The organism is Thermostichus sp. OS-CIW-31, from assembly GCF_054060305.1.
Window position 1 is genome coordinate 1 of record NZ_JBSSDA010000012.1, and the last position, 19663, is coordinate 19663.

Annotated in this window: 15 protein-coding genes; 12 read left to right on the forward strand and 3 right to left on the reverse strand. The window is 57.8% G+C overall.

Going from position 1 to position 19663, the window contains the following annotated elements; translation table 11 throughout:
• Positions 1 to 200: 200 nt before the first annotated feature.
• Positions 201 to 1280: a VOC family protein gene (locus ACVWY9_RS08380; protein WP_457388057.1), complete on the reverse strand. Its 1080-nt coding sequence runs from the start codon at positions 1278 to 1280 to the stop codon at positions 201 to 203.
• A 413-nt stretch (positions 1281 to 1693) separates the two neighbouring features.
• On the opposite strand from ACVWY9_RS08380, the gene pflB reads away from it, so the two are divergent.
• From pflB to cysW, 10 genes are all read left to right on the forward strand, one after another.
• On the forward strand, positions 1694 to 4000 hold the full coding sequence (pflB, locus tag ACVWY9_RS08385) for a formate C-acetyltransferase (protein WP_457388058.1): 2307 nt from the start codon (positions 1694 to 1696) through the stop codon (positions 3998 to 4000).
• 81 nt (positions 4001 to 4081) lie between these two features.
• A complete protein-coding gene (locus tag ACVWY9_RS08390) occupies positions 4082 to 4492 on the forward strand; it encodes a pentapeptide repeat-containing protein (RefSeq protein ID WP_457388059.1) in 411 nt (136 codons plus the stop codon).
• A gap of 225 nt (positions 4493 to 4717) precedes the next feature.
• Positions 4718 to 5467, forward strand: a complete 750-nt coding sequence (pflA, locus tag ACVWY9_RS08395) for a pyruvate formate-lyase-activating protein (protein ID WP_414402581.1) — start codon at positions 4718 to 4720, stop codon at positions 5465 to 5467.
• A gap of 182 nt (positions 5468 to 5649) precedes the next feature.
• A complete protein-coding gene (locus tag ACVWY9_RS08400) occupies positions 5650 to 6060 on the forward strand; it encodes an OsmC family protein (protein ID WP_414343934.1) in 411 nt (136 codons plus the stop codon).
• A gap of 92 nt (positions 6061 to 6152) precedes the next feature.
• Positions 6153 to 8783, forward strand: a complete 2631-nt coding sequence (gene adhE, locus ACVWY9_RS08405; RefSeq protein WP_414424436.1) for a bifunctional acetaldehyde-CoA/alcohol dehydrogenase — start codon at positions 6153 to 6155, stop codon at positions 8781 to 8783.
• Between the two features lie 10 nt (positions 8784 to 8793).
• A complete protein-coding gene (locus tag ACVWY9_RS08410) occupies positions 8794 to 11580 on the forward strand; it encodes a bifunctional acetate--CoA ligase family protein/GNAT family N-acetyltransferase (protein WP_457388060.1) in 2787 nt (928 codons plus the stop codon).
• Between the two features lie 258 nt (positions 11581 to 11838).
• Positions 11839 to 12843, forward strand: coding sequence for a sulfate ABC transporter substrate-binding protein (locus ACVWY9_RS08415; protein WP_457388107.1), 1005 nt, complete (start codon positions 11839 to 11841; stop codon positions 12841 to 12843).
• Between the two features lie 174 nt (positions 12844 to 13017).
• Positions 13018 to 14061, forward strand: coding sequence for a sulfate/molybdate ABC transporter ATP-binding protein (locus tag ACVWY9_RS08420; RefSeq protein WP_457388061.1), 1044 nt, complete (start codon positions 13018 to 13020; stop codon positions 14059 to 14061).
• A gap of 6 nt (positions 14062 to 14067) precedes the next feature.
• Complete coding sequence (gene cysT / locus ACVWY9_RS08425; protein WP_457388062.1) at positions 14068 to 14880, forward strand: sulfate ABC transporter permease subunit CysT; 813 nt, start codon at positions 14068 to 14070, stop codon at positions 14878 to 14880.
• Entirely contained in the window at positions 14870 to 15703 is an 834-nt protein-coding gene (gene cysW / locus ACVWY9_RS08430) for a sulfate ABC transporter permease subunit CysW (protein WP_414350068.1), read from the forward strand. The genes cysT and cysW overlap by 11 nt, the downstream gene beginning before the upstream one ends.
• 16 nt (positions 15704 to 15719) lie before the next feature.
• Here cysW and msrA read toward each other — a convergent pair whose 3' ends face one another.
• Together msrA and ACVWY9_RS08440 are read right to left on the reverse strand one after the other, a co-directional pair.
• Entirely contained in the window at positions 15720 to 16388 is a 669-nt protein-coding gene (msrA, locus tag ACVWY9_RS08435; protein ID WP_414330118.1) for a peptide-methionine (S)-S-oxide reductase MsrA, read from the reverse strand.
• 81 nt (positions 16389 to 16469) lie between these two features.
• Positions 16470 to 17402, reverse strand: a complete 933-nt coding sequence (locus tag ACVWY9_RS08440) for an ABC transporter permease (RefSeq protein ID WP_414381006.1) — start codon at positions 17400 to 17402, stop codon at positions 16470 to 16472.
• 443 nt (positions 17403 to 17845) lie between these two features.
• Here ACVWY9_RS08440 and ACVWY9_RS08445 point away from each other — a divergent pair, with 443 nt between their 5' ends.
• Entirely contained in the window at positions 17846 to 18460 is a 615-nt protein-coding gene (locus ACVWY9_RS08445; protein WP_457388063.1) for a sigma-70 family RNA polymerase sigma factor, read from the forward strand.
• On the forward strand, positions 18457 to 19650 hold the full coding sequence (locus ACVWY9_RS08450) for an RNA-guided endonuclease InsQ/TnpB family protein (RefSeq protein WP_457388064.1): 1194 nt from the start codon (positions 18457 to 18459) through the stop codon (positions 19648 to 19650). Before ACVWY9_RS08445 ends, ACVWY9_RS08450 begins: the two co-directional genes overlap by 4 nt.
• Positions 19651 to 19663: the final 13 nt, after the last annotated feature.

Below are 19663 nucleotides of genomic sequence, written 5' to 3' on the forward strand. Positions count from 1 at the left end.
GGAAGCAGGAACCCGCCGAGACGACTGCGCAAGGAGCCATCCATGCGTAGCGTGGTAGGAATCTCCGGCCTTCAGGCCGGGGAGGATGTCAATGCCTTCCGCATACCCGAATATCGGCTGGAAACTCAGGGGCAATCAATCGTGTTGATTAACTGGAGACATTCCCCTGGTGCTCCCACTGGATCCCTAGAACAAGGGTGTTAGCAGACCAGGGCTTGCTGCCGTTGTCGCTGTTGGCGTTCTAGAGCTTCAAACAGGGCTTGAAAGTTGGCTTCGCCAAAGCCTGTGGCTCCACCCAATCGTTGGATGACCTCGAAAAAAAACGTGGGCCGACCAAACAGAGGCTGAGTGAAGGTTTGCAACAACAGGGGGGGGTGTGGGGAATCAGAAGCAGGCAAGGTGGCATCCAAAAGGAGCTGCTGCTCCACCAAGTCGTGCCAGGAGATGGCGGGGGGCAACCCACCAGAACGGAGTATTGCTCCAGAAGCCAGCTCCCTTGCCAGGTTTGTGTAGTACTCCGGTGGCACCTGCAGAAAGTTTACGCCTCCCTGTCGCAGCCGGCGCACACTGGCGAAGACATCTGAGCTGTGCAACGCCGCATGTTGCAGGCCAGGGCCATGATGGGCATCCAAAAACTCCTGGATCTGGGAAGCGGCACAGGTGGGCTCGTTGATGGCCAACTGGATCCCGGCTTCAGGATCTCCCACCACCACACTTTCTAGGCCAGAGGTGTTGGTGCGGATGCTATAGCGATACAGAGACCGCCAACCCAGCACCTGCCCATACCAATCCGCCGCTGCCTGCAGGGATCCCTGCTCCACGTTCAATACCAGGTGATCCCAGTGGGAAAACAGGTTCTCCTCAGCAGGGGCTGAATCGGGGATCCCTGAGCTGGGGATCAAAGAATGCCTGAGTCCATAAGGAGTGCGCAGGCACAGAGCAGGGCAGCCTTCGTCTTCTGCCGGGATCCACTCCACTTGGGCTCCTCGCCTCTGCAAAAGCTCTGCCAAGCCCAACAGCTCTTGCTCCTCCACCGCCAAGGCCACATCCACCACCCCAGGCGAATGTTGCTGCAAATGGCGATCCACCTCATCCCCGGCGTGAGCCGGCTGAGATAGGCGCAAGCGCAGGGATCCCTGACGCAGACAGAGGGTACTGCCGAGCTGTCCTTCCATTCGGAAGCCCCAAACCTGACAAAAGTGTTCCTGCCAACGGGGCAGATCCCAAAGATAGAAGTGCAGGTGATGGATCCCTTGGACGATTCGATTGGACTGGTTCATAGAGCAAGGCACTGCTAAGGCAAAGGCCGAGTATCCTGACGTTCTCACGGCAACAGACGACCTGGGCCGTCCTACCTCAGCATAGGCCCGCCATTTGCCGATGGAAAAGCGTAAAACAACGTTAAGAAGATATTAAAACAGCATTAAAAAATAGGATGAAAATAAGATTAAAAAATCACGCAACCGAAAATATCCTCAGAGCGCAAGGGACTAAAATTAAATCAGGCGAGGTGTATTTAGAACGCCTAAAAAAGAAACAGAAGAGTTGCTAAAAGCCCTTCGTAGGATCCCTATAAGCCTTGCAGAGATCTATTGGTTCTTTAGCTCTCTTTTGGAGCCTGCGTGGGGCAAAGGCCGGGGTGCTGCCTCGCCCTGTCGATAGATTATCAGGCGTAATAGCCGGGAGGATTGTTATGGTTGCCAGTGTGCAGCGTTCTGTAGCATCACCTACAGAATTGAAGGCGGAACCAAGGACAGGATCCAACGCAGCCGGTCAAAAAATTTTGAGCGATTTTGCAACGGGAGCCTGGCAGCGCTCCATCGACGTCAGAGACTTTATTCAGCGCAATTACACCCCCTACACCGGTGATGAAACCTTCTTAGCTGCAGCCACCGAGCGCACCCAGCGGCTGTGGGCCAAGGTCAAGGATTTGATGGCTCTGGAGCGAGAGCGAGGGATCTTAGATGCCGATACTGCCGTTCCCTCTACCATCACCAGCCACGCCCCTGGCTATATCGACCCAGAGCTGGAACAAATTGTGGGGCTGCAGACGGACAAACCCCTGAAGCGGGCCATCATGCCCTTTGGCGGCATCCGCGTGGTGGAGTCTTCCCTCAAAGCCTATGGCTACGAGCTGGATCCCCGCACCAAGGAAATTTTTACCCAGTACCGCAAAACCCACAACGACGGCGTTTTTGACGCCTATACCGAAGAGATGCGCCGCTGCCGCCGCTCCGGGATTATCACCGGCCTGCCCGATGCCTACGGTCGGGGTCGCATCATTGGGGACTACCGGCGGGTGGCCCTCTACGGGGTGGATCGGCTCATCGAAGACAAGCAGGCCCAAAAAGCCAGTCTAGACCTGGACACGATGGACGAAGAGACCATCCGCCTGCGGGAGGAGCTCTCCGAGCAGATTAAGGCCCTACAAGAGCTGAAAGAGATGGGATCCCGCTACGGGTTTGACCTGGGCCGTCCGGCAGCCAACGCCCGCGAAGCCATCCAATGGCTGTACCTGGCCTACCTGGCAGCCGTCAAGGAGCAAAACGGGGCGGCCATGTCCTTGGGGCGGGTGTCCACCTTCCTGGACATCTACATCGAGCGGGATCTGCAGGCCGGGATCCTCACCGAGGAAGAGGCCCAGGAGCTCATTGACCACTTTGTTATGAAGCTGCGCATGGTCAGGTTTTTGCGCACGCCCGAGTACAACGAGCTATTCAGCGGGGATCCCACCTGGGTTACCGAGTGCATCGGCGGCATGGGCCTAGATGGGCGGCCTTTGGTCACCAAAACCAGCTTCCGCATGCTGCATACCCTCTACAACCTTGGCCCAGCGCCCGAGCCCAACTTGACCGTGCTCTGGTCGGAGCGGCTGCCGGAAGCCTTCAAGCGCTACTGCGCCAAGGTCTCCATTGAAACCAGCTCCATCCAGTACGAAAACGACGACTTGATGCGCCCCTACTGGGGGGATGACTACGGCATCGCCTGCTGTGTGTCGGCCATGCGCATCGGCAAGCAGATGCAGTTTTTTGGAGCGCGGGTGAACTTGGCCAAGTGCCTGCTCTATGCCATCAACGGCGGTCGGGATGAGATCTCCGGCGAGCAGGTGGCTCCTGCTTTCGCCCCCATCACCGCCGATGTCCTGGACTACGACGAGGTGTGGCCGCGCATGGCGCAGATGATGGCCTGGCTGGCCAAAACCTACGTCAACACCATGAACATCATCCACTACATGCACGACAAGTACTGCTACGAGCGCCTGGAGATGGCCCTGCACGACCGGGACGTGCTGCGCACCATGGCCTTTGGGTTGGCCGGCCTGTCGGTAACAGCCGACTCCCTATCCGCCATCAAATACGCGCGGGTACGGGCCATCCGGGATGAGCGGGGCCTAGTGGTGGATTACGCGGTGGAGGGCGACTTCCCCAAATACGGCAACAACGACGACCGAGTTGACTCCATTGCGGTGCAACTGGTGCAGACCTTCATGGCCGAGCTGCGCAAGCACAAGACCTACCGCAATGCCATCCCCACCCAGTCCATCCTCACCATCACCTCCAACGTGGTCTACGGCAAGAAAACCGGCAACACCCCCGACGGGCGGCGAGCGGGCGAGCCCTTTGCCCCAGGGGCCAACCCCATGCACGGCCGGGACACCAAGGGGGCGGTGGCGTCGCTGGCTTCGGTGGCCAAGCTGCCCTACGACGACGCTCTGGATGGGATCTCCAACACCTTCTCGATTGTGCCGGCGGCCCTAGGTCGCACAGCGGAGGAGCGGGTTGCCAATCTAGTGGGGCTGCTGGATGGCTACATGCGGGATGGCGGTTTCCACCTCAACGTCAATGTTCTCAACCGCGAGACCCTGCTGCATGCCATGGAGCACCCGGAGCTCTACCCACAGCTCACCATCCGGGTTTCCGGCTATGCGGTGAACTTCATCAAGCTCACCCGCGAGCAGCAACTGGATGTCATTAACCGCACGTTCCATCAACACTGCTAAAAGACCAGCCTGGGGATCCCTGAAGTCCGCCCATACCGGGGTCGATGGAAGGGATCCCCCATCGATAACCGAGGAGGCCCGATGATCATGACTGTTTGTAGCGCTGCGGATCTGGTCAGCCAGTATGCCTCAGGACGGCGCGATTTTCGGGAGATCGATTTGCAGGGGGCTGAGCTGCAGGGGATCCATTTGGCCGGTGCCGATCTCAGCTATGCCGATTTCAGTGGGGCCAACTTGGCGGGGGCTAATTTGCGGGGGTGCGATCTCAGTTTTGCCGACTTCAGCGGAGCTAACCTATCGGGAGCCGATTTGCGGGGATGTCTCCTCTTTGGCAGCAATTTCCGAGGGGCGCTCTTAGAAGGAGCCTTGTTGGATCACGCAGATTTCGATGCCTATACCCATTTCCCGAAGGATTTCGATCCCAAGGCCCACCGCCTGCACGGCATCACGGTGGATACCTCCGTGCCTAGCCCACACGACCCATCGGTCTGAGCTGGGTGGGATCCCCAAGCTGCCCTTTCGGCTTTTTATCCCCCTTTCTCCCTTCCAGCCAGGATAGCAGCGGTCTAGCTAAAAGACCCTAGGGATCTAAAAAAATCTAGTCCCAACCTAATCCAAAGAGAAATGGAAACTGTGTTCTATTTAACCTGAGTTAGCAATCTGGAAGAAAACCTCAAGATTGATTGATATTTTGCAAAAGTCATCCAGGATAAAAGTATGGATACCGTTATGAACCCCCTGACACCAATTGCTGGGCGCATTCACTCGGTGGAAACCTGTGGCACCGTCGATGGGCCAGGAATCCGCTTCGTAATTTTTACACAGGGTTGTCCACTTCGCTGTTTGTATTGCCACAACCCTGACTGTCGGGATCCGGAGGCGGGACAGCTTGTTACGGTTGAGTCTTTAATTGCCGAGATCCAACGTTACAAGAATTACTTGCGAGCGGGGGGAGTTACGGTTACCGGGGGAGAGCCTTTGCTGCAACCTGACTTCGTGGCCGAGATCTTCCGTCGCTGTCATGAGTTGGGCTTGCACACGGCTTTGGATACTTCTGGCTATGGGCAACTGGAAGCAGCCAAGCCTGTGTTGGAGCATACAGATTTGGTGTTGCTGGATATCAAGTCTTATCTGCCGGAGCTGTATCGAAAGGTCACCGGTGTTTCGCTAGAACCCACTCTTAATCTGGCCCGCTATTTAGACCAGATCCACAAGCCTACCTGGATTCGTTTTGTGCTGGTTCCCGGCTTGACGGATCCCGAGGAAAACATTAAGGGTCTGGCCGAGTTTGTGGCCACCTTATCCAACGTGGAGCGAGTGGAAGTTTTGCCCTTTCACAAGATGGGGGAATACAAATGGCAGCAATTGGGATTGCCTTACACCCTTGCCGATGTCGATCCACCCACACCCGAACAGGTGAATCACGCCTTACAAATCTTTCGGGATCAAGGACTGGTGGCTATTTGACAATTCTGCAGTTGCGGCTTGGGTCAGCATAGCCAGGTCACGCTTAGATCCGAAGTGATTCACAGTTAATCTCTGCACCGTCTCCAGATTGGCCCTGAGCTGACTGGAATCCAAGTTGATCCCCAGGCTAACTTTACGGACTCTATGTGAACTGAAGAATACCCCAAGAGGAGGGATCCCCAATGGAAGTTTGCGTCACCTACCGCGATGGTGTTCAGTTCCAAGCGGAAAGCCGAGGGCACCGCATTCTCAGCGACCAGCCTTTGGACAATCACGGTCGAGATCAGGGAATGACGCCGCCGGAATGGTTTCTGGCTTCTCTGGGCGCCTGTGTTGGTTTTTATGCCGTCAAATATCTGGAAGCTCGGCAGTTGGATCCCAGTGGACTAGAGGTGGTGGTCACGGCGGAGAAAGTTGAGCATCCGGCTCGCCTAGACAACATTCACATTCGTGTAAAAACTGGGATCCCGCTGGACGGAAGGCATCAAAAGGGGCTGGAAAAAGCAGTTGATGCCTGCATCATTCACAATACGCTCACCCATCCCCCCACCCTGACCACCGAAATCCAAGTTCCTGCTCCTGTTGGCGCCTAGATTGCCATTCGGGTTATTCGACTATTTCCAACTATCCGATTGTCAATTGTTCCTATCGTCTAAGTCTTGATGAGTTTTGGAGGGATCCACCGATGCCAGTGACCCATCTAGCCGAGCTGGAAACCTTGATCCAGCAGGTGAAGGCTGCCCAAGCTGAATACGCAACTTTCACCCAAGAACAGGTAGACCGGATTTTTCACAGAGCCGCTCTGGCTGCCAACAACGAACGGATCCCGTTGGCCAAGCTGGCGGTACAGGAAACCGGCATGGGTATTGTGGAGGACAAGGTGATCAAAAATCACTTTGCCTCGGAATACATTTACAACAAATACAAACACGAGAAAACCTGCGGGGTTATCGAGCGGGATGAGAGCTTTGGCTACGAGCGCATTGCTGAACCAGTAGGGCTTTTGGCAGGTATTGTGCCGGTAACCAACCCTACCTCGACGACAATTTTCAAGGCTCTGATCACCCTCAAAACCCGCAACGGCATTATCTTTTCCCCTCATCCCCGCGCCAAAAAATGTACTATTGCCGCAGCCAAAGTGGTTAAGGAAGCCGCCGAGGCAGCGGGTGCTCCCGTGGGGCTCATTGGCTGGATCGATGAGCCCACCATCGAGCTGTCCCAGGCTTTGATGCAGCATCCTGAGGTGAAGCTGATCTTGGCTACCGGCGGGCCTGGCATGGTTAAAGCGGCCTACTCTTCGGGCCACCCGTCTTTGGGGGTGGGAGCGGGCAATACCCCGGCAGTGATCGATGCCAGTGCCGATATTCCCATGGCTGTCAGCTCGATTTTGTTGAGCAAGACCTTCGACAACGGCATGATCTGTGCCTCAGAACAGGCAGTGGTGGTGGTGGATGCCATCTACGAGCAGGTCAAGGCCGAGTTCGGCCATCGGGGGGCCTACATTTTGGATCCGGAACAAATCGAAGCCGTGCGCCGCATCCTTCTCAAAGACGGTCGCCTCAATCCGGCCATTGTGGGCCAGTCGGTGCAGACCATCGCTGCCCTGGCCGGTATCCAGGTACCCGAAGGCACCAAACTGCTGATTGGGGAAGTGGAGAAGGTGGGGCCGGAGGAGCCCTTCTCCTACGAAAAATTGGCCCCTGTTCTGGCCCTCTACCGCGCCAACGATTTCCACAGCGCCGTAGATGTTGCTGTCCAACTGGTCAATTTCGGCGGGCGGGGACACACCTCTGTTTTGTATACAGATCCCGCCAATCGGGACGATATTGCCTACTTTGAAAATGCCCTGCAAACCGGTCGAGTCTTGATCAACACTCCCTCTTCACAAGGGGCCATTGGGGATCTCTACAACTTCAAGCTAGATCCCTCTCTGACTTTGGGCTGTGGCACTTGGGGAGGCAATTCGATCTCCGAGAATGTGGGGCCGCGCCACCTGCTCAACATTAAAACGGTAACCCAACGTCGGGAAAACATGCTCTGGTTTCGGATCCCGCCCAAGGTTTACTTCAAGCCCGGATGTCTGCCTATTGCTCTGCGGGAATTGGCCGGCAAAAAACGCGCCTTTTTGGTGACCGATAAGCCGCTCTTTGAGTTGGGCATATTGCATCCCATCACCCAGGTTTTGGATGAGATTCGCGTGAGCTGGGATGTGTACCACGATGTAGAGCCGGATCCCACCCTCAGCAACGTCAATCGCGGTCTGGAGCAGTTGCGCCAGTTTCAACCGGATGTGATTATTGCGGTCGGTGGGGGATCCCCGATGGATGCGGCCAAGGTGATGTGGCTGATGTACGAGCAGCCCCAGGTGGAGTTTGAAGGCTTGGCGATGCGCTTTATGGACATCCGCAAGCGGGTTTACGAGCTGCCGCCACTGGGGCAAAAAGCTCAGCTCATCTGCATCCCCACCACTTCCGGCACGGGATCCGAGGTGACGCCCTTTGCCGTAGTGACCGATGACCGGGTGGGGATCAAATACCCCCTGGCGGACTACGCCCTCACCCCCACCATGGCCATTGTGGATCCGGATCTCACCTTAAAGATGCCCAAGAAGCTAACAGCTTACGGCGGCATCGATGCCCTCACCCATGCTCTGGAAGCCTATGTGTCGGTGATGGCCAGCGACTTTACCGATGGGCTGGCATTACAAGCCATCAAGCTGCTCATGACCTACCTGCCGCGGGCCTATGAAAAAGGTGCTGCAGATCCAGAAGCCCGAGAAAAAGTTCACTACGCCGCCACCATTGCCGGCATGGCCTTTGCCAACGCCTTTTTGGGGGTGTGCCACTCCCTGGCCCACAAGCTGGGATCCACCTTCCATCTGCCCCACGGCCTGGCCAATGCCCTGATGATTACCCACGTCATCCGCTACAACGCCACCGACGCCCCCTTTAAGCAGGCCATTTTTCCCCAATACCGCTATCCCAACGCCAAACACCGCTACGCTGAAATTGCCGATTACCTGCAGTTGGGCGGGGCGGATGACGATGAAAAGGTCATGCGCCTCATCGAGGCCATCGAAGAGCTCAAGCGGAAACTGGAGATCCCGGCCACCATTCGCGAGGCCCTGGGGGAGAAAGAGCGGGAGTTTTACGACCGTCTGGAGGCGATGGCGGAGCAAGCCTTTGACGACCAATGCACCGGCGCCAACCCCCGCTATCCCCTCATTCAAGACATGAAGGAGCTGTACGTTTTGGCCTATCGGGGCTGCCGGGTGGATTCTGCCCTCTACCACCAGCCGGAACCAGTGTTGGCCTAAGGAGTAGGGTATGTGGCAACGACTGGATCCCAGTGTGGATATCTGGAGGGCCCGATCCCATCCCCTGAATCCCATTTTTCTGCCCCGTTCGGTGGCGGTGGTGGGGGCCACGGAGCGGGAGGGCAGCGTGGGGCGGACGGTGTTGTGGAACCTCATTAGCCACCCCTTTGGCGGCACGGTTTACCCGGTCAATCCCAAGCGGCACCAGGTGTTGGGGATCCGGGCCTACGAGCGGCTGTCCGCTCTGCCGGAGCCGGTGGATCTGGCCATTATCGCCATTCCGGCAGCGGGGGTGCCCAAGGTGGTGCAGGAGTGCGTAGAAGCCGGGGTCAAGGGCGCCATTGTTCTTTCAGCAGGCTTCAAGGAAACGGGCCCTGCTGGCTGGGAGCTGGAGAAGCAAATTCAGCAGACTATCCAATCGCGTCAGCGGGACGGAGTCCTTGGGAAGCTGCGCTTGATTGGCCCCAACTGCCTGGGGATCCAAAACCCCCACACGGGCTTAAACGCCACCTTTGCTGCCCAGATGGCCCGGCCCGGCAATGTGGGCTTCATCAGCCAAAGTGGGGCCCTGTGCACCTCGATCCTGGACTGGAGCCTGCAGGAAAATGTGGGCTTCAGCGCCTTTATCTCTCTGGGATCGATGCTGGATGTGGGCTGGGGAGACTTAATCGACTACTTGGGCGAGGATCCCCATACCCACAGCATTGTCTTGTACATGGAATCCATCGGGGATGCCCGCTCTTTTCTGTCCGCGGCCCGAGAGGTGGCCCTGAGCAAGCCCATCATTGTCATCAAGGCGGGGCGCACCCAGGCGGCAGCCCAAGCAGCCGCTTCCCACACGGGCTCCCTCACCGGCAGCGATGCGGTTTTGGATGCGGCCTTCCGCCGTTGCGGCGTGCTGCGGGTGGATCACATTGAAGATCTCTTCGACCTGGCGGAGGTGCTGGCCAAACAGCCCCGTCCTCAGGGCCCTCACCTGACCATCCTCACCAATGCCGGCGGGCCAGGGGTGCTGGCCACCGATGCCCTCATCCGCGCCGGGGGATCCCTGGCCGAGCTTTCTCCCCAAACCCTGGAGCAGCTTAACCAGCTCTTGCCCCCCCACTGGAGCCACGGCAATCCCATTGATATTTTGGGGGATGCCGATCCGGAGCGCTTTGCCCAAGTTTTGGAAGTGGTGTTGCGGGATCCCGGCAGCCAGGGTTGCCTGGTCATCCTCACCCCCCAAGCCATGACGGATCCCACGGCCACTGCCGAGAAAGTGGTGGAGACCTGGCGGCGCAGTGGATCCCGGCAGCCTATCCTGGCCAGTTGGATGGGGGGAGCTGGCGTGGATGCGGGCGAGCACATCCTCAACCAAGCCGGGATCCCCACCTATCGCTACCCGGATCAAGCGGCGCGGGTGTTCGGCTATTTGTGGCGATTTAGCTACAACCTCAAGGCCCTCTACGAGACCCCCACTCTGCCCCCTTCAACAGCGGTAGAGCGCGACAAGGTGCAGCAAACCTTTAGCCAAGCTCGGCGGGAAGGTCGAACGCTTCTAACCGAGGCGGAGTCCAAAGAGATCCTGGCCGCCTACGGGATCCCGGTGGTGCCGACGCGGGTGGCTGAGAGTCCCGAAGCGGCGGTGGAAGCTGCCGAGGCCATGGGCTACCCGGTGGTGGTGAAGCTCTACTCCCACACCCTCACCCACAAAACCGATGTGGGCGGCGTGCAGCTCAACCTGCCCGATGCTGAGGCGGTGCGCCGGGCCTTCGGGCAAATCCTCCGCAACGTCAGCGAGAAAGCGGGGCCGGAGCACTTCCAGGGGGTCACGGTGCAGCCGATGGTGGACACGGATGGCTATGAGCTGATCCTGGGGAGCAGCCAGGATCCCCAGTTTGGGCCGGTGTTGCTGTTTGGCAGTGGCGGACAACTGGTGGAGGTGTTTCAGGATCGCTCCATTGGCCTTCCCCCCCTCAACACCACCTTGGCGCGGCGCCTGATGGAAAACACCCTCATCTACAAGGCCCTCAGGGGGGTACGCGGACGCCCAGCTGTCGATCTGGAGGCCCTGGAACAGCTCTTGGTGCGCTTTAGCCAACTGGTGGCCGAGCAGCGGGAGATTAAAGAGATCGACATCAATCCGCTGCTGGCTTCCAGCGAGGGCCTGCTGGCTTTGGATGCCCGCGTCATTTTGCGAACCGAGCAGGATCCCCAGGTGCCTTTGGCCATCCGCCCCTACCCCACCCAGTACATCTGGCCCTTCCGGGACGGCATCACCATCCGCCCCATCCGCCCCGAAGATGAGCCTCTGGTGATCGATTTTCACCGCCACGTCTCTGATTACAGCGTCTATCTGCGCTACTTCCACCCGATCAAATACAGCGCCCGCATCGCCCACGAGCGCCTCACCCGCATTTGCTTTAACGATTACGACCGCGAGATTGCCTTAGTAGCAGAAAAACAGGAGCCAGAGGCCAATCGCGTCAGCGGGACGAAGTCCTTAATCCTCGGCATCAGCCGCCTCTCCAGAAAACATGGCTTTCCCCAAGAAGCAGAGTTTGCCATGCTGGTGGCGGATCCCTACCAACGGCAAGGGATTGGCACAGAGCTGTTGACCCGCCTCATTCAGGTGGCCCGCTGCGAAGGGATCCAGCACCTCACCGGCGAGGTTCTTTGCGAAAACGAGGCCATGCGCCGCCTGTGTCAGCGGCTGGGGTTTCAGTTGCGCCCTTCTCCAGAGGATCCCGGGATCCTCAAGGCTGCTCTGGCTTTAATCTCCGATCCGCCAATCCTCGCCACCTGCTCCCCCTAGAGATCCCCAGAGAACTAAAAACGGTTTACCGACTGGCTTACCGTAGAATAAGACGGGAAGAGTCCTGGCGCTGGTCCCCTCCCCTTTTGGGAGGGGGGTTGGGGGTGAGGGCGGACTCCCTCTGAGGAGGAGGAGAAGTTTTTGGGGATTGCTATGAACACTGAAGGGACACCTGCGAACAAATGGGGGATCCCCTCAGCAATCGAGGTGGTCTGGTCTGGGAGAGTTGGGGCCGGGATCCGCAGGCTGCCGGTGAGCATGGGGCGGTGGCTGGGGATGGGATCCCTAATTTTTGGCCTTCTTCTTGGCCTCAGTGGTTGTGTCAGCGGTATGGGCTCAGGGGGATCCAGAGAGGAAGTAGCGATTCTCCTGGCCTCCTTTGCGGTAACTCGAGACGCTTACCGGAAAATCGTTCCTGCCTTTGAGGCCCACTGGCTGGCTAAAACGGGGCAACGGGTGCGGGTGGAAAGCAGCTACGGCGGCTCGGCAACGCAATCGCGGGCAGTTATTGACGGGCTGGATGCCGATGTGGTGGCCTTGGCCCTGGCTTTGGATGTGGAGCGCCTCGTGGCTGCGGGTCTCATCCAGCCGGGATGGGAAGCCCGCACCCCCAACCAAGGGATCGTTACCCGTTCGGTGGCAGTAATTGTAACGCGGGAGGGCAACCCCCAGGGGATCCGCTCTTGGCCGGATCTGGCTCGGCCAGGCTTGCAGGTGGTTACCGCCAACCCCAAGACCTCAGGGGGCGCCCGCTGGAACTTTTTAGCCCTCTGGAGCGCTGTCCCTGAACCCCAGGCTCTGGCCTTCACCACCCAGGTCTACAAGAATGTCCGCATTTTGCCGCGGGACTCACGAGAGGCCACCGATGTTTTTTTCCAAAAAGGGCAAGGGGATGCCCTGCTCACCTACGAACATGAGGTGATCTTGGCCAGCCTGCGCGGCCAATCCCTGTTCTATGTGGTGCCGGATCCCAACATTTCCATCGACAACCCCGTAGCCGTGGTGGATGCCAATGTGGATCGCAAAGGTACCCGTGCCGTGGCCGAAGCCTTTGTGGACTACCTATTCACCCCAGAAGCGCAGCGGGCCTTTGCCGAGGTGGGCTTTCGCCCGGTGGAGCCGACGGTGGCCCAAGAGTTTGCCTGGCGGTACCCTCCTGTTGAGAAGCGGGTTACCGTCGCCGACCTGGGAGGCTGGGAGGTTGTCCAAAGCCGCTTTTTTGCCGATGGGGCCTTGTTTGACCGCATCCAAGCTCAGTTGTAGGGAGTCTCCCTTGTTTTGGATCCCCGTTCAAGTTATCCTGGGAGCTGTATCAACGGTTTGTTGACAGGTTTACCGTAGATTAGCCGCGAGTTTAACTGCCCTCACCCTCTCCAGAAGACTCAGCCGGCAACCATCCAGCAACTTCTCAGGCAAACCACTAGCTAGGCAGAACCTATGGGTATCACCATCGAAGGGGTATCGAAGCGTTTTGGCGAGTTTCAGGCCCTTCACCCCACCGATCTCACCATTCCCACGGGATCCCTGGTTGCCCTCTTGGGGCCATCGGGTTCTGGCAAATCCACCCTGCTGCGCCTGATTGCCGGCCTAGAAAAGCCGGATACGGGGCGGATTTCCCTCACCGGGCGGGATGCTACCCATGCCAGCGTCCAGGAGCGCAACATTGGTTTTGTTTTTCAGCACTACGCCCTGTTCAAGCACATGACGGTGCGGCAGAACATCGCCTTTGGCTTGGAGATCCGCAAGGCTTCACGGGCCGAGATTCGGGCACGGGTGGATGAGCTGCTGGAGCTGGTGCAGCTATCGGGGTTCGGGGATCGCTACCCCTCTCAACTCTCTGGGGGGCAGCGGCAGCGGGTGGCCCTAGCCCGCGCTTTGGCGGTGGAGCCGCAGGTGTTGCTGTTGGATGAGCCCTTTGGGGCCCTGGATGCCAAAGTCCGCAAAGAGCTGCGCAAGTGGTTGCGGCGCCTGCACGATGAGGTGCATGTGACAACGGTATTTGTAACCCACGACCAAGAGGAAGCCATGGAGGTGGCGGATCAGATCGTGGTGATGAACCAGGGGCGGATCGAACAGGTGGGATCCCCGGCAGAAATCTATGACCATCCAGCTACACCCTTTGTGATGAGCTTTGTCGGCCCGGTCAACGAGCTTTCTCCCCGCTCCCAACTCTTTTGCCAGCTTCCCGAGGTGCAGGCCGGCCCGCATCAGCTTTTTTTGCGCCCCCACGATGTGCAGATTGAGGTCAACCCCGGCAGCAGTGGTGTTTCTGCCCGCGTTAAGGAGATCATCCACCTGGGTCGGGAGATTCAGGCAGAGCTGGTTCTGAGCGACGGCGGATCCCTGTGGGCCCATCTCAGCCGCGAGCAATATGCCAACCAACCCCTGCAGGTGGGGCAGCAGGTCTATGTGCGCCCCAAGGTGGTGAAAGCCTTTCCCGTCAAAAAAACCGAGATGACCGCAATGCCGGTGGGAGCTTGAGAAACGTTGCTGCAAGCTTTGTCTCAACTGTCTTGGCCGTGGCGGCTGACCCTGGGCTATCTCTTCTTGATGTTGGTTCTGCCGCTGGCTGCCTTGATTGCCAAGTCCACCAGCGTGGGCTGGGCGGAGTTTTGGCGGATCGCGACGGATCCCGTGGCCCTCTCCGCCTATGAAGTTACTTTTGTAACCGCGTTGCTGGCGGCTCTGATCAACGGCGTGATGGGCACCCTGACTGCCTGGGTGCTGGTGCGCTACGCCTTCCCCGGCAAAAAGCTTCTCGAGGGGTTGATCGATCTGCCGTTTGCTTTGCCCACCGCCGTGGCCGGCCTCACCCTGGCAACGGTTTACAGCAGCAACGGCTGGATTGGATCCCTTTTGGCCCCCTTGGGGATCCGCATCTCCTTTACCCGCTTGGGGGTGGGGGTGGCGATGCTGTTTATTTCTTTTCCCTTTGTGGTGCGGACGGTGCAGCCGGTGTTGCAGGAGCTGGAGAAAGATGTGGAAGAGGCAGCCTGGAGTTTGGGGGCTTCCCGCTTTCAGACCTTCCGGCGCGTGGTGCTGCCCCAGATTCTGCCGGCAGTGCTCACCGGGGTGGCCCTGGGGTTTTCCCGCGCCGTGGGGGAATACGGCTCTGTGGTGATCATCGCTTCCAGCATTCCCTTTCGGGACTTGATTGCGGCGGTGCTGGTGATTCAGCGGCTGGAACAACACGACTATGCTGGGGCAACCGTGATCGGAACGGTGATGTTGGGGATCTCTTTCCTGTCGCTGGTGGTAATTAACCTTCTGCAAGCCTGGGGAAGTCGCCATGAAACCTGACGAGGTAGCAGGTGTCAAACCGAAGCCCTCAACATGGCTGTCGGGCCTGTTGATCGGGATCGTCGGGCTTTACATCGCGCTGCTGCTCGGGATCCCGGTGGTGAACATCTTCTATCAGGCGTTTCGAGAAGGGATCCCAGCCTTTCTCCATCGCCTGACGGAGCGGGAGTTGCTCAGTGCCCTGCGGTTGACGGTGCTGACGGCGCTGGTCGTTGTGCCCCTCAATACCTTTTTCGGCCTCTGTGCCGCCTTGGCCATTGCCCACCGGCGTTTTCCGGGGCGGGCGCTGCTGCTGAGCCTGATCGACTTGCCCTTTTCCATTTCCCCGGTGGTGGCTGGCCTAATGCTGGTGCTCATCTTCGGGCGTCAGGGTTGGCTGGGATCCTGGAACTTGCGGGTTATCTTTGCATTTCCGGGCATTGTGTTGGCAACGGCTTTCATCACCCTTCCTTTTGTGGCGCGGGAAGTGTTGCCGGTGTTGGAGGAGGCAGGCACCGACCAGGAAGAAGCCGCCAAAACACTGGGGGCGACCCCCTGGCAGATCTTCTGGAGAATCACCCTGCCCAACATCCGCTGGGGCCTTCTGTACGGCGTCATCTTGACCAATGCCCGCGCCATGGGGGAGTTCGGCGCTGTGGCTGTGGTTTCCGGCAACATCATTGGCCGCACCCAGACCTTGCCCCTGTTCGTGGAAGATGCCTACCGCAGTTATGCCACCGGCTCAGCCTATGCGGCGGCGGTGGTGCTCTCCTTGCTGGCGGTGGTAACCCTAGTGGCTAGGGAGTTCCTTGAGCGGGGATCCCATTCCCGCCGGATCTTTTAATCCGTCAGGGTGTGGATCAGACGGGCTCGGTGAGGATCTCTGGCAGACAAACCTTAGTGCCCCCCAGGCCGCAGTAGCCGCGCGGATTCTTGGCCAGATATTGCTGGTGGTAGTCTTCGGCGTAGTAAAACTCAGGCGCGTCTAAGATCTCAGTGGTGATCTGGCCGTAGCCGTGGGCGGTCAGGGCCTGCTGATAGAGATCGCGGGTTTTTTCCGCCAGCTCCCGCTGCGCCGGAGAATACACATAGATGCCGGAGCGGTATTGGGTGCCCACGTCATTGCCCTGGCGCATCCCCTGGGTAGGGTCGTGATTTTCCCAAAACACCTTCAGCAGTTGGGCATAGCTGACCTGAGCCGGGTCGTAAACCACCCGCACCACTTCGTTGTGGCCAGTCAGGCCAGTACAGACCTCTTCATAGGTGGGGTTGGGGGTAAACCCGCCAGCGTAGCCCACCGCTGTGCTGAACACCCCTGGCACCTGCCAAAACTTGCGCTCTGCCCCCCAGAAGCAGCCCATGCCGAACATGGCCAGCTCCATGCCCTCGGGAAAAGGCGGCTGCAGCGGATGGCCATTGACAAAATGCCGATTCACGATCACCATCGGCTCGGCCCGGCCCGGCAAGGCTTCTTCCGGTTTGGGCAGGGACAGTTTCTTGCCAAGTTTGCCAAAGCCAAAGAGCACCATAGGGACAGCCCGATACATTCGTTAACAGTTACCAGCCTAGCTCAGTTGGCTCCTCATGTGTTGGAAAAATCCTTGATCGGGTCAGCTCACCGATTCAAAAGCCCCCAGCCGCTTGGCCACTAGCAGATAGACGGTCATGATCCCCATCGGCACAACCGTGAAGGCTGCCGCCAAGGGAATGTTGCCAGAGGTGCCCTGAAAGGCGAGAACTGCCTGCCCGATGAAATAGCTGGAATTGCCCAGAGAATAAGGCACCACAAAATCTCCTAGCGTTAAGGAAAAGGTGAAGACCGACCCGGCCAGGATCCCTGGCAAGGCGAGGGGAAGAGTAACATGGCGGAACGTTTGCCAACCCTGAGCTCCCAAATCTGCAGAAGCCTCAATTAAGCTATCAGGCACTCGCTCCAAAGCCGCCTGGATCGGCAGAATCATATAGGGCAGCCAAACATAGAGAAACACCAAGAAAATACCCAAGTTGGATACAGCCAGCGATGGCCCACCGATCCCGGGCAACTGCAAAATCTTTTCCACCCAGCCCTGTAGGCCCACATGGGTGAGTAGATAGGTAAGGATCCCTTCTTTGGCCAGGATCAACTTCCAGGCATAAACCCGAATCAAATAACTAGACCAAAGCGGTAGGAGCACCAACAAGTACAAAAAGTCCTTCCAGCGAGGAGAGGCCAGTCTGACCATGGTATAAGCCAGAGGAAAAGCCAACACAATTGCAGCTAGGGTCACTGCCAAAGCCATAGTCAAGCTGCGGACAAAGATATCCACGCTGGCAGGAGTGAGCAGCTCCCGATAGGTGGCCAAAGTCAACTTTCTCAGGATCAGGCCGGTAAAGGGATCCAGATGATAAAAACTTTGCAGCAGCAGCGCCAGCAGCGGCCCCAAGTAAAAGACCAGCAACCAAATGAGAGGTGGCCCCAACAGAATGGCAAGGATGAGCGTCGGGTGATGATAGAGGAATCCAAACAGATCGGGTTTATCGGTTATCTGAGTTGTTTTGGCCATGGCCAGGCAGGCATGAAGATCAGCTTTTCATTCCCTCTTTTTGGTGTTATTGGAATTGTAGGTCGACGAGCCAATAGAATTCAACAGAATTGGGATTGAGAAAGTGCGAACAGGCAAGAGGGATTGGCTTGTCTACACCTGCCGGCGGGTATCCTTTGAGGGAAAACGGCAATCAGAAGATGCCGGTATGGTCATTTCGACTCAAACTAGGACACTGCACCCACACCTAAAACATTGGTCGCGTCGTCGCGTCAGCGCTGCGGAGCAATAATGCATGGGGCCATAAGGCTTTTCTCGTATAGCCCAGGTGTCTCACTCTAGCCTAAACGACCATATCTTGCTTGGCGGGAAGTGGAGGGCCATCGTAGACAGGGATCCTTTGAACCTTTTGGGGGCATTGGGAGTCAGACAAAGCAAGGTTGAGAACAAGGGAGCGTCCTCTCGTGCAGGCGGCAAAGGATACATCCGATTGGGAGCTGATCCAGCGCTGCCTCAACGGCGACAGCCAGAGCTTTCGCCAACTCTACCGCAAATACCAGCAGTCGGTACGGAATATCCTTTATCCCTTGTGTGGAGCCGATCTTTTGGATGACCTGGTACAGGAAGTGTTTATTCGTGCCTGGAAAGGGTTGCCTCGGTTTCGCGGCTCGGCCCAGTTTTCCACTTGGCTGTATCGCATCTGTTGGAATGTGGCCTCAGATCAGCGGCGGCGCTGCGCCCGGCAACGCTCCCAAATCCAAAACCCGGCTCTTAGATCGGATGCCGCTCACCCTGGCCCCGACCTGATGCACCTGTACTACCAACAGGCTCTACAGCAAAGCATGGCCCAGCTCAGCCCCGAACACAGAATGGTTCTGATTCTGCACGACCTAGAAGATCTGCCCCAGAAAGAAATCGCCGAGATTTTAGGGATCCCGGTGGGAACGGTGAAGTCCCGGCTGTTTCACGCTCGTGCCACCATCCGTCAACACCTACTTCAGCTAGAAATCGCAGGAGCCCCGCACTGTACCCGTAGGGTCAGTGTCGGGAGGAATGCGGAAGTTATGATAGAACCATGACCCAAGTCCTGACCGTCTCCTGCAAGCTCAAGGTGTCCCAGTCGCAAGCCGCAAAGTTGGATGCGACAATGGATGCCTTTGTGCAGGCGTTGAACTGGGTCAACCAAAACACACCAGAAAAAGTAGTCAACGCAGTCAAACTCCAGTCCCTTTGCTATTACCAGATTCGCGCTCGGTTTGGCTTGTCCAGTAACTTGGCTCAGCAGGTCTGCAGACGGCTGGCCGGTGCCCGTAAAGTTGCCCAACAGAAAAACCGTCCGGTCAAAGCGTTCAAGAGAGGCTTTGCGACCTACGATGCCCGTATCTTTTCGTTTCGCGAGAAAGACTGGACGGTGTCGCTGACCACGGTTGGGGGTCGAGAGCGCTTTGAGCTGGCGATTGGCCGTTACCAGAGAGAACAGTTGGCAGGCTCCAATCCCAAATCTGCCACTCTGGTCAAGCGCAAAGACGGTTTCTACTCCATTCAAATCTGTGTGGAAACGGAACCGTGCCCACCGCAAGGCACGGATAGAGTGCTGGGCGTGGATTTGGGAAGGACGGATATTGCTCATACATCGGAAGGAGATAACTGGAATGGACAGCAGTTGAACAAAGTCCGAGACCATCACTCGCGGTTGAGGGCGGTACTTCAACGCAAAGCCAGTAAGGGCACCCGCAGTTCGCGGCGCAGATGCCGTCAACTGTTGCAACGGCTGTCTGGCAAGGAGAGGCGCTTTCAGGCGTGGGTCAATCATCGCATCTCCAAAGCTATTGTCTCTAGGGCAAAAGCTACCAACAGCGCTATCGTCCTGGAAGACCTGACAGGGATCCGGAAAAGAGTCAATCAACAACCCCGCAGCAAAGCCGAGCGGCGCAGGGCCAACAGTTGGGCGTTCTACCAACTACGTCAATTTCTGGAATACAAGGCGAGGGTTGCAGGGGTTTCTCTGATTCTTGTTCCGCCTGCCTACACGTCGCAGACCTGCCACCGGTGTTTGCACATCCATCCCGACCCTGCGCAATCCTATCGCAGTGGTAAGTCGTTCAAGTGTGGAAACTGTGGATGGGAAGGGGATGCGGACTTGAATGGTGCAAACGTAATTGCGCTCTTGGGGGCTGCCGTAAACCAGCCTAGAGGTCCGTGGTTGGCTTGCCAACTGCAGGGCTACCGAAAGCCCGCCCTGTACTGCGAAGCAGTCAGGGTCGGGTAGTTTACGAGGGCAT